Origin of the sequence: Microbacterium sp. (assembly GCF_035277845.1) — a bacterium.
Classification (GTDB): Bacteria; Actinomycetota; Actinomycetes; order Actinomycetales; family Microbacteriaceae; genus Microbacterium.
In genome coordinates, this window is sequence record NZ_DATEJS010000095.1 from 1 (window position 1) to 11735 (window position 11735).

The 11735-nt window shown below is 70.5% G+C and carries 8 protein-coding genes; 7 read left to right on the plus strand and 1 reads right to left on the minus strand.

The genetic code is table 11. From position 1 onward, the window contains the following. Positions 1 to 95 precede the first annotated feature (95 nt). From VJR25_RS04085 to VJR25_RS04115, 7 genes are all read left to right on the plus strand, one after another. Positions 96 to 1499, plus strand: a complete 1404-nt coding sequence (locus VJR25_RS04085; protein WP_324112795.1) for a bifunctional cytidylyltransferase/SDR family oxidoreductase — start codon at positions 96 to 98, stop codon at positions 1497 to 1499. Next, the gene (locus tag VJR25_RS04090; RefSeq protein WP_324112797.1) at positions 1496 to 4123 is read left to right on the plus strand and encodes a bifunctional glycosyltransferase/CDP-glycerol:glycerophosphate glycerophosphotransferase; all 2628 of its coding nucleotides are present in this window, start codon (positions 1496 to 1498) and stop codon (positions 4121 to 4123) included. The genes VJR25_RS04085 and VJR25_RS04090 overlap by 4 nt, the downstream gene beginning before the upstream one ends. Next, positions 4120 to 5904, plus strand: a complete 1785-nt coding sequence (locus VJR25_RS04095) for a glycosyltransferase family 61 protein (protein ID WP_324112799.1) — start codon at positions 4120 to 4122, stop codon at positions 5902 to 5904. Before VJR25_RS04090 ends, VJR25_RS04095 begins: the two co-directional genes overlap by 4 nt. A 31-nt stretch (positions 5905 to 5935) precedes the next feature. Next, positions 5936 to 6805: a glucose-1-phosphate thymidylyltransferase RfbA gene (rfbA, locus tag VJR25_RS04100; protein ID WP_324112801.1), complete on the plus strand. Its 870-nt coding sequence runs from the start codon at positions 5936 to 5938 to the stop codon at positions 6803 to 6805. Further along, entirely contained in the window at positions 6805 to 7803 is a 999-nt protein-coding gene (gene rfbB, locus VJR25_RS04105; protein ID WP_324112803.1) for a dTDP-glucose 4,6-dehydratase, read from the plus strand. The genes rfbA and rfbB overlap by 1 nt, the downstream gene beginning before the upstream one ends. Before the next feature lie 62 nt (positions 7804 to 7865). Further along, positions 7866 to 9308, plus strand: coding sequence for a bifunctional dTDP-4-dehydrorhamnose 3,5-epimerase family protein/NAD(P)-dependent oxidoreductase (locus VJR25_RS04110; protein ID WP_324112805.1), 1443 nt, complete (start codon positions 7866 to 7868; stop codon positions 9306 to 9308). Continuing rightward, positions 9305 to 11341, plus strand: coding sequence for a glycosyltransferase family 2 protein (locus VJR25_RS04115; RefSeq protein WP_324112807.1), 2037 nt, complete (start codon positions 9305 to 9307; stop codon positions 11339 to 11341). The genes VJR25_RS04110 and VJR25_RS04115 overlap by 4 nt, the downstream gene beginning before the upstream one ends. Positions 11342 to 11344: 3 nt before the next feature. Here VJR25_RS04115 and VJR25_RS04120 read toward each other — a convergent pair. Then, positions 11345 to 11735: hypothetical protein (locus VJR25_RS04120; protein ID WP_324112811.1), on the minus strand; the 391-nt coding region annotated here is incomplete at its 5' end.

Genomic DNA, 11735 nt, shown 5'->3' on the forward strand with positions numbered 1-11735 from the left:
TCCCCGGCCGGTCCAGCACATCCGCAGGCTGCCCCTCCTAAGATGGTCAGGGCTCTTCCGGCCTGCCGACGCCCCTTTCCGTGAGGTATAGATACGTGAGCACAGAAGCAAGAACGGTCGCCGTGGTCCTCGCCGGCGGCATCGGAGTGCGAGTGGGACTCGGCATCCCGAAGCAGCTGATCCGCATCGCCGGCAAGGCGATCGTCGAGCACACGCTGGAGGCCCTCGAGGCCAGCGACGACATCGACGAGATCATCATCATGATGAACGCGGCCGCGATCGACGAGCTGGACCACCTCAAGGTCGACCCGCGGTTCGCGAAGCTCTCCCGCATCCTCCCCGGCGGTGCGACCCGCAACGACACCACCCAGCTGGCGATCGCCGCGCTGGACGGCGACGACACGAAGGTGCTGTTCCACGACGCGGTCCGCCCCTTCATCGACAACCGCATCATCCACGACTGCGTCACCGCACTCGACGAGTACGACGCCGTCGACACCGCGATCCCGTCCGCCGACACGATCATCCAGGTCGACGGCGACCGGCACATCACCGGCATCCCCGATCGGTCCCTGCTGCGACGCGGCCAGACCCCGCAGGCGTTCCGCCTCTCGACGATCCGCCGCGCCTACGAGATCGCCGTGCAGGACCCGGCGTTCCGGGCCACCGACGACTGCGGCGTCGTGTTCCAGTACCTCCCCGAGGTGCCGATCTACGTGGTCGACGGCACGGGCGAGAACATGAAGGTGACGGAGCCCATCGACATCCACATCGCGGACAAGCTGTTCCAGCTGCAGTCCGCGAGCATCTCGGCCGAGACCGTGACCACCCTGCCCGATCTGACCGGCAAGGGCGTCGTCGTGTTCGGCGGCAGCTACGGGATCGGCGCGAGCATCGTGGAGCAGGCCGAGCGGTCCGGCGCCCGGGTGCTCGAGTTCAGCCGCTCGTCGACGGGCACCGACGTGACCTCGGCCAAGCAGGTCCGCAAGGCGCTCGCCAAAGCCAAGGAGGAGCTCGGCCGCATCGACTCCGTGATCGTCACGGCCGGCGTGCTGCGCATCGCACCGCTCGCGGAGACCAGCAAGCACGATCTCAAGAACACGATCCAGACCAACCTCACCGCGCCCGCTCTCATCTGCCGCGAGGCGTATCCCCACCTCGAGGAGACCGGCGGTCAGGTGGTGCTGTTCACCTCGAGCTCGTACACGCGGGGCCGGGCGAACTACAGCACCTACTCGGCGACCAAGGCGGGCGTGGTGAACCTCACGCAGGCCCTGTCCGAGGAGTGGGCCGAGACGGGCGTGCGGATCAACTGCATCAACCCGCAGCGCACCGCCACCCCGATGCGCACCGCCGCATTCGGCGAAGAGCCCGACGGCACCCTGCTCGACCCCGAGGACGTGGCCCGGGTGACCGTCCACCTGCTCGACACCGACGTGACCGGGCAGATCGTCACCGTCGAAGTGGCCGTGATGGCCGCGCTGCGGGAACGCGCGTGACGGCACCCGCAGTCGGCTTCAGCGTCGTCGTCCCGCTGTACAACTCGGAGCCGTACCTCCCCGACCTGCTCGCGTCGTTCGAGCGCCAGGTCGCGGGCGACTACACGGTCGAGTACGTCTTCGTCGACGACGGGTCCCCGGATGCCTCCGGCGACGTCGCGCAGCGGTGGCTCGATGCCCGCCAGGACCGCGCCGGGCAGGTCGTCCGGCAGCGCAACGGCGGGGTCAGCAGGGCGCGCAACGCCGGCATCGAGGCCGCGTCGGGCGACTGGATCGCGTTCCCCGACGGCGACGACTTCGTCGGCGACCGGTACCTCGCGGCCACCGCCGCCGCGCTTCGCCGGCACGACGACGAACGCGTCGCGGTCGCATCCGCCAACGTGAAGTGGTTCGCGGAGGCCACCGGCGAGATCAAAGACGACCACGTCCTGCGGTTCAAGTTCGCCGACGGCACGCGCGTCATCGACCTGCGCGAGCATCCGGCCTACGTGCAGTCGCAGGCGGCATCCGCGTTCTTCCGCCGATCCGTCATCATCGAGTCCGGGCTGCGGTTCATCGAGGACCTCAGCATCGCCGAGGATGCCGTCTTCGTCGGCAACTACCTGCTCGCCGCGCCCGAGGCGAAGCTCCTCGCCGTGGCGGATGCCGAGTACTTCTACCGCAAGCGCAGCACCGGGGACTCCAGCGTCGACCGCGTGCGCACCAACCCCGACTTCTACTTCCACCGCTTCGAGCGCGGCTACCTGCCGCTGTTCGAGCGCGCGGCGTCCCTCGGCCAGGTCCCCGCGTGGCTCGACATGATGTTCATCTACGACGTGCGCTGGTTCCTGCCGCGCGAGGCGAACATCAACCAGAAGGCGACCTGGATGTCTGCGGCCGACATGCAGCGCGTTCTGGACGATCTCGCCGCCGTCATGCGGCACGTCGCCGACAGCAGCGTGCTGCGCTACAACGTCACCGCTTTCGGGCTCGACCACCGCTGCCTGCTGCTCGCGCTCAAGGGCTCCCCGCTGCCGGCGCAGGGCACGGCGAAGATCGTGTCGTCGGACGACCGCGGCATCGAGCTGCGCTACCTCTACTGCGGCGACGTGCCCGCCGAGCGGTTCACCCGGGGCGGGGCGGACATCCGGCCGACGACCACGAAGATCCGCCGGCTCGACGTGTTCGGCCAGCTGCTGCTCAAGGAGCGCATCGTGTGGCTTCCCGCCGGCGGAGAGGTCGCGGTCGAGCTCGACGGCCACCCGGTCGTCGTCGAGGACGGCGTGTACCGCGCGCACGAGGTGGTCCCCGTGCGGGCCGCGCTCGTGCCCGCGCCGCGGGGCCTCGGCGCCCTGCCCGTGCGGATCGCCGAGCGGATCGCCGCCGAGATCGTCGCCCTGCTGCCCTCGACGTTCGCGTCCCGTCCGAAGCTGCGTGGTCGGGGCCTTCGACTGCGGGCGCGCCGCGAGCTCGACCTGTACCGTCGGCTCGGCCGCGCGCGGCGGTTCGAGCATGCCTGGATCCTGATGGACAAGCTGCGCAACGCCGGCGACAGCGCCGAGTACCTGTACCGCAGCGTGCGCGAGCAGGCTCCGGACGTGAACGCGTGGTTCGTGGTCAACCGGGACTCGCCGGACTGGACGCGCCTGCGCCGCGACGGGTTCCGCCTGATCGCCTACGGCACCCTGGCACACCGCGCGATGCTGCGCGAGGCCGACGTGCTCATCTCCACGCACCTGGACGCCGAGATGACCAACCCCATGCCGAAACGGCTGTACCGCGGCGACGTGGTGCCGTGGCGGTACGTGTACCTGCAGCACGGCGTCATGCAGCACGACCTGTCGCACTGGTTCAACCGCAAACCCATCGACCTGCTCACCACCGCGAGCGTCGACGAGCACCAGTCGATCGTCGAGGACGGCTCGTCCTACCTGCTCACCACCAAGCAGGCGCGGCTCACGGGTTTCCCACGGCACGACGAGGTCGCCCGCCTCGCCGCGAAGGCCGACCCGGCCAAGCGGGACATCGTGCTGTTCGCGCCCACCTGGCGGCACTCCATGCTGGCGGACAAGGCGGCGCACGGGGAGATGCGCTCGTTCCTCGAGCCGTTCGAGCAGACCGAGTTCGCCCGCAACTGGCTGGCGCTCATCAACGACCCGGGCCTGTCGGAGATCGCCCGGCAGGCGGGAGCCCGCCTGGTCTTCCTGCCGCACCCGAACTTCCGCACGCAGATCGATCCGAAGCTGATGGCGCCGGGGGTCGAGCTGATGACATCGGTCGACGACGTGCACGAACTGCTCACCCGCTGCCGCAGCGTGGTGACCGACTACTCCTCGATCTTCTTCGAGGCCGCGCTCGCCGGGGCCGACGTGTCGTACTTCCAGTTCGACTTCGAAGCCTTCCTGAAGGGCGGTCACACCTACGTGCCGGGGTACTGGTCGTATGACGAGCATGGACTCGGCCCGGTCGGCCTCACCGCCCCCGACCTGGTGGACATCCTGCGCCGACAGCTCACCGGCGACGACTACGCCGCCGAACGCGAGTTCTACGCCGCCCGCCTCAAGCGCACCCTGCCGATGGTCGACGGGCACTCCGCGGAGCGCATCATCGCGGAGGTCAAGCGTCTGCTCGGCGGCGACTCATGACGCCGCGCAATCCCGCCCGGCGCGCCTTCGGGTACGCGTTGTCGCGGTGGCGCCGCCGACCGCCGGCGCCGGCTTCCAGCGCGGCGCCCGACGTCATCCGCCGCGCCCTGCCCGAGCGCGACGGCTGGCGGGTCGTGCTGCTCGCCGACCGCCCGGCGCGCTGGCACGTTCAGCAGTGGCTGCGCACCTTCTTCCACGACGACGTGCTCGTGTTCTCGGCGGGATTCACCCCGAGTCGGAGCCGCCAGCCCGGCGTGACCCTGAAGCGCCTGACCGGGCTCCCCGCCGTCGCGGCCGAGCTGCGCACACGACCGCCCGCCGACCTCGTGGTCGACCTGCGCACGGCGCCCGACGACGACGCGCAGCGGGACGCCTGGCGGCGCCTTTTCGTCTCGGTCGCGGCGGACGGCGCGTATGTTCATCGCGACCTCGCCCGGCAGGGCGCCCCCCGGCCGAACGGCTGGGCCCGCGCCGTCGCGGCCCTGACGGAAGGCACCCCGGCGGACGATCTCGAACGTGCGCTCGTGGCGGCGACAGGGGAGGTGCGCGCCGTGTCCGGCTACGCCGTCCATCTGAAGTCGCGGGCCCATTACCTGAAGGTCCCGGACCGCCGCGCCGACGTGCTCGGCACCCGCGCGCCGGAGCTGTCGGTCGAGCTCATGGACACCGTGCCCGCGGCCGAGGTGACCGATGCACCGGCCGCGCACGGCTACGACTGGGACGATCCCACCGGGTCGACCACGCTGCGGTTCACGGCGCCGGCGGCATCCATGCGGCACTACCGCGGACCCGTGCACATCCTCAGCCACGCGGCCGCGGTCCATGACTCGACGCTGCTGCCGCCCTCGTTCGGCTACCCGACCGCGCCGGTTCCGCTGAGCGTGCTGGCCACGGATGTCACGAACGACTACGCGACCATCCCGACGTCCTTCGAACGCGAACTGCCCCGCGTCTCCGGCGACATCTTCGATCTGAACCCGGCCTACCACGCGCACTTCGGGCATTTCATCACCGAGGTGCCCGCCAAGCTGTGGGGGTGGGATGCCGCGAAGGCCGCCCACCCCGGGCTTCGCGCCATGCTGCGCGTGCCGCCGCGATACGAGCCGACCTACGAGCGGGAGCTGCTGTACGCGTACGGCCTGCGCGAGGAGGACATCCTCTGGCAGCCGGAGCCCGCCAGGGTGGACTCGTTCATCTCGTGCACCCCGCTCTGGCAGGCCCACGACCGGTTCGTCGCGCCGACTCCGCAGTGGAAGGACCACGAACCGCACTGGTTCCACCCGGCCGTGAAGGATGCCTGGGCCCGGATCCGGTCCGGCCTGATCGATCCCGGCCGCACCCCCGGACCGCGCCGGCTGTTCGTCACGCGTCCCACCGGCATGCGACACCGCGACTGCCGCAACGCGCCGGCCGTGGAGGCGCTGTTCGAGGAGTACGGCTTCACCGTCGTGCGGCCCGAGCATCACACCCTCGCCGATCAGGCCAACCTGTTCGCGGATGCCACGGCCGTCGCCGGCTTCGGCGGCTCGGGCATGTTCAACCTGCTCTTCGCGGAGCAGGTTCGCGATGTCATCGTGCTCAACCACGAGGCCTACCGGGCGCGGAACGAGCACCTCTATGCCGCGGCCCTCGGCGCGCGCAGCCACACGTACTGGAGCACGCCCGACATCCCGCAGCGGGGGACGAAACACGACCCGGACGCCTTCCACTCGGCATGGGCGTTCGACTTCGCCCGCAACGAGGGCGCGCTTCGGGCGACACTCGCCGCGCTCGACTCGTGAGGCCGCGCGACCGGTCTGAAAGGATTGCGACGTGAAGGGCATCATCCTCGCCGGCGGCTCCGGCACCCGGCTTCATCCGATCACGCTCGGCGTCTCCAAGCAGCTGATCCCGGTGTACGACAAACCGATGGTCTACTACCCGCTGTCGACGCTGATGCTCGCCGGCATCGACGAGATCCTCGTCATCACCACCCCGCACGACGGGCCGTTCTTCGAGCGCCTGCTCGGCGACGGCTCCCAGTTCGGCGTGCAGCTCACCTTCGCCCGGCAGCCCTCCCCCGATGGCCTCGCCCAGGCCTTCACGATCGGCGCGGACTTCATCGGCGACGACAAGGTCGCCCTGGTGCTCGGCGACAACCTGCTGTACGGCCCGAGCCTCGGCCGCCAGCTCAAGCAGTACGCCGACGTCGACGGCGGCGCCGTGTTCGCCTACTGGGTCGCCGAGCCGCAGGCGTACGGCGTCGTCGAGTTCGACGACGAGGGCCGCGCGGTGTCGCTCGAGGAGAAGCCGCGGCATCCGAAGAGCAACTACGCCGTGCCCGGCCTGTACTTCTACGACAACGACGTCATCGAGATCGCCCGGGGCCTCACGCCCTCCGCGCGCGGCGAGTACGAGATCACCGACGTCAACCGGGAGTACCTGACGCGCGGCAAGCTGCAGGTCGAGGTGCTGCCGCGCGGCACCGCCTGGCTGGACACGGGCACGTTCGACCAGATGACGGATGCCGCGGAGTACGTCCGCACGATGCAGCGCCGCACCGGCCTGTCGATCGGCGTGCCCGAGGAGGTCGCGTGGCGGCAGGGCTTCCTCACCGACGCCCAGCTCCGTGAGCGCGCCGAGAAGCTCGTCAAGTCCGGGTACGGGTCGTACCTGCTCGAAGTCCTGGAAAGGGGTCGCTGATGGCACGTCTGCTCGTGACGGGGGGCGCGGGGTTCATCGGATCGAACTTCGTGCACCACGTGATCGCGCACACCGACCACCAGGTGACGGTGCTCGACAAGCTGACCTACGCCGGAAACCGCGCGTCGCTGGCCGGGCTCCCCGAGGACCGCTTCTCGTTCGTGCAGGGCGACATCGCCGACGCGCCTCTCGTGGACGGCCTGGTGGCCGAGGCGGATGCCGTGGTGCACTACGCCGCGGAGTCGCACAACGACAACTCGCTGAACGACCCGCGCCCGTTCCTGGACACCAACATCGTCGGCACGTACACGCTCCTCGAAGCGGCCCGCAAGCACGACACCCGGCTGCACCACATCTCCACCGACGAGGTGTACGGGGACCTCGAGCTCGACGACCCGGCGCGGTTCACCGAGTCCACCCCGTACAACCCGTCGAGCCCGTACTCGTCCACCAAGGCGGGCAGCGACCTGCTGGTGCGCGCATGGGTGCGCTCCTTCGGCGTGCGGGCCACGATCTCGAACTGCTCGAACAACTACGGCCCCTACCAGCACGTGGAGAAGTTCATCCCGCGGCAGATCACCAACGTGATCCGCGGCATCCGTCCGAAGCTCTACGGCGCCGGTGAGAACGTGCGCGACTGGATCCACGCCGACGACCACTCCTCGGCCGTGCTCACGATCCTCGATCGGGGTGAGATCGGGCAGACCTACCTGATCGGCGCCGACGGCGAGAAGAACAACAAGGACGTCGTCGAGCTGATCCTGACGCTGATGGGTCAGGATGCCGCCGCCTATGACCATGTCACCGACCGCGCCGGCCACGACCTGCGCTACGCCATCGACTCGACGAAGCTGCGCACCGAGCTCGGCTGGCGGCCGCAGTACCGCGACTTCGAGGCGGGCCTGGCTGCGACCATCGACTGGTACCGCGCGAACGAGTCGTGGTGGGCTCCCGCGAAGGATGCCACCGAGGCCTTCTACGCCTCCCAGGGCCAGTGAGCACGACCACCGGTCGTTGAGCGAGCGCAGCGAGACGAAACGCATTGAGGAATCGAGACGCATTGACCGCCTTCAGCAAGCCCCTCGCTCGGCACGAGACCGGCATCCCGGGCCTCGTGCTGTTCGATCTGCCGGTGCACGGCGACAACCGCGGCTGGTTCAAGGAGAACTGGCAGCGCGAGAAGATGACCGCGCTGGGGCTGCCCGATTTCGGGCCGGTGCAGAACAACATCTCGTTCAACGACGCCGTGGGCACGACCCGCGGCATCCACGCTGAGCCGTGGGACAAGTGGGTGTCCGTGGCGACCGGCCGCATCTTCGGCGCCTGGGTGGACCTGCGCGAGGGCCCCACGTTCGGCGCGGTGTTCACCGCGGAGATCGACCCCTCGACCGCGATCTTCGTGCCGCGCGGCGTCGGCAACGCGTACCAGACGCTCGCCCCCGACACCGCGTACACGTACCTCGTCAACGACCACTGGTCGCCGACCACGGCCTACACGTTCCTGAACCTCGCCGACGAGACGGTCGCGATCCCGTGGCCGATCCCGCTCGCGGACGTCGAGATCTCCGCGAAGGATCTCGCACACCCCCGGCTCGCCGACGTCACCCCGATGGCGCCGCCCAAGACCCTGGTCATCGGGGCGAACGGGCAGCTCGGCCGGGCCCTGCGCGCGGAGTTCGGCGACGCGGCGCACCTCGAGTACGCCGGCCGCGACGAGCTGGACCTCACCTCGTCGCACCTCGCCACCGCCCGCCGCTGGCGGGACTACGGCACGATCGTCAACGCCGCCGCGTACACTGCGGTCGACCTCGCCGAGACCGTGCAGGGCCGCGAGGACGCCTGGGCCGCCAATGCGACGGCGGTCGCGGCCCTCGCGCGCATCGCGGCCGAGAACGGGATCACCCTCGTGCACGTCTCGAGCGACTACGTCTTCGACGGCACGCAGCCCGGCGCGTACCGCGAGGATGCCGGCATCCGCCCCCTCGGCGTGTACGGGCAGAGCAAGGCCGCCGGCGACCTCGCCGCAGCGACCGTGCCGCAGCATTACATCGTGCGAACCTCGTGGGTGATCGGCGACGGCAAGAACTTCGTGCGCACCATGCAGTCCCTCGCCGCACGCGGCATCGATCCGAACGTGGTCGACGATCAGATCGGGCGCCTGACGTTCACCGACGACATCGCCCGCGGCATCCGGCACCTGCTCGAGGGCCGGGCACCCTTCGGCGTCTACAACCTCACCGGCGGCGGCGCCCCCACCAGCTGGGCGGACATCGCCCGCGCCGTGTTCGCGGCGGGCGGGCACGACCCGGCCCGCGTCACGGGCGTCTCGACGGACGAGTACTTCGCCGCCGCGACCGGCCCCGTGGCGCCGCGACCGCGCAACAGCATGCTCGACCTCGCGAAGATCGAGGCGACCGGGTTCGCGCCGCGGGATGCCGCCGCCGCGCTGCGGGATCATCTGGCTGCCGGATCCCCCGTCACAGGCGGGACGGAGCCGTCATGACCGACGATCTCAAGGTCAGCGTCGTGATCGCGACGTATCGTCCGGGCAAGGGCCTGGACCGGGTGATCCGGTCCCTCGACCGGCAGTCCCTGCCCCAGGACCAATGGGAGGCGATCTTCGTCGACGACGGCTCCCCCGACGACACCCTCGACCGGCTGCATGCGCTCGCCGAGACGCGTCCGTACATGCGCGTCGTGCAGATCGAGAACTCGGGATGGCCCTGCCGGCCGCGCAACGTCGGCACGGACCTCGCCACCGGCGAGTACGTCGCCTACATGGACCACGACGACGAGCTCTACCCCGACGCCCTGCGGGACGGATACGCCTTCGCGCATGCATCCGGCGCCGACGTGCTCAACGGCAAAGAGGCCCGCACGAACGACCCGGGCTGGGGCGTCGACTCGTTCCGGGCGGATGCCGCGCAGGTGAAGGACACCCCGACGGTGCACCACCCGCTCATCCCGGCCAACCCGCACAAGTTGTACCGTCGCGCGTTCCTGAACGAGCACGGCATTCGGTTCCGCGAGGGCGGACGCGTCGTGTGGGAGGACATCTTCTTCAACCTGCTGGTCGCCAAGCACGCGTCGGTCATCTCGACGATGTCGAGCACGCCGTACTACCACTGGTACGAGACCTCCGGGAGCGGCTCGACCACCTTCCAGCGCACGCGTTCGGACTGGTGGGACTGGCTGGAGAAGGTCATCGTCGCCATCGACACCGACCTGGCAGGGGACGCACTGGCCACGCAGCGGGCGATGCTGCGCAGGCACCAGTACCGCGGCCGGCTGATGGGCACGTTCAACAACGCGTTCGCGCGTCGTCCGCCGGCCGAGCGCGCGGAGCTGTTCGCCCACGCCAAGCGCCTGCAGGACGCGTACTTCACCGCCGCCGACGACGCGGGGCTGGACCGCAGCTTCGCGATGCGCGCGCAACTGCTGCGCTCCGGCCGGCGGGCTCTGCTGGAGGCTCTCGTGGCCGAGGACCCCACCATTCCCGGGGCCCCGCGGGTCACAGGCGCCCGCTGGGCCGAGGGCGTGCTCGAGGTGGACGTCGAGGCGACCTGGATCGACGGCACGGGCAGGCGCCCGAAGACCGCGATCGTGGACGGACGCATCGTGAAGTCCCTGTCCCGCCGGTTCGACGGCGTGTTCGCACCCGAACTGCTGGACATGACGGACGACATCGCCGGCGCGACCCTCGAACTCGGCGTGCGCTCGCAGAGCACGCGCATCAACTGGATGGTGCCCACGCAGTCGCACGTGCACCGGGTCGGCGAGCACAGCCCGGACTTCTCCGTTCGCGCCACGAGTCGGATCGACCCGCGCATCGCCGCCATGGGCAAGCCGCTGTCGCGCGGCATCTGGCAGCTCACCGGCCGGTGCACCCTCGGCGCGATGATCCAGCACCGGCTGGTGCCCGGAGACATCGCCCCGGCCATCGAGCTGGACGACCGCGGCAGCGCCGCCGTCTACGCGCGCCCCGACGGCAACGTCATGCTCGACTACGACCAGACCGGCCAACCGCTGTCCGCGCTCGTCCGTCCGCTCGGCACCGTGCGGCGCGAGGGCGGACGCACCATCATCCCGATCGCGGGCCTGCCGGTCGTCGAAGAATGGTCCGGCGCCACGAAGCTGATCGTCGACGAGGACGACCGGCGCACGCGCATCACCCGCTCGCTGCGACGCCTCCCGCGCGCGGCGCTGCGACGGTCGAAGACCGGCGACGGCTGGCACCCCGTGCGGGCCGGGATCACGGTGCGCGGCGAGCGGCAGGAGCTGGTGCTCGAGACCGAGACGGACGCGCCCCTGCGGCTGCGCCTCGGCGCCCTGCTGGGCGAGGCCACCTCGACGTTCGCGCTCACGCAGGGGCACACGGCGCTGCGGCCGGTCATCGACCGCAGCGCCCCCCTGCGCCGTGCCGTGGGCGGCCTCTGGAACCTCGTCGAGCGCCGCATGCAGCCTGCGATCGACCGTGCCAAGCGCCGGGCCAGGCGCGTGCGGGCGCAGCTGCGCGCCCGGCGAGGCGGCCGCTGAGATTCAGGGCTGGTGCACGGGCGTGCGGACGAATGCGAGTCCGGGTTCCCGGTACAGCAGCCGGCCCTCGTGGGTCAGCATCCGGTAGGAGGCCGCGTCGTACCCGGTCGACGCATTGCGCGAGACGATGACCGCGGCACCCGAGGTGAGATAGTCGACGAGGGCGTCCTGCCAGGCCGGGTTGTCGATGCGCGGAACGGAGCGCCCGTCTGCGAGCACCCGGCGGTACGGTCCGTACGTCTCACCGGTGACGTCCGGCCAGAACCGACAGCGCTGAACCAGGTCCCGGCTCAGCACGTTCGAGACGGCCAGCATCGTGGGGTCGGCCGCCATGATGCATCCGCGCACGCTCCGCGCATCCGCCGTCAGCGCCGCGACCGGCGCCGGCGTCCCC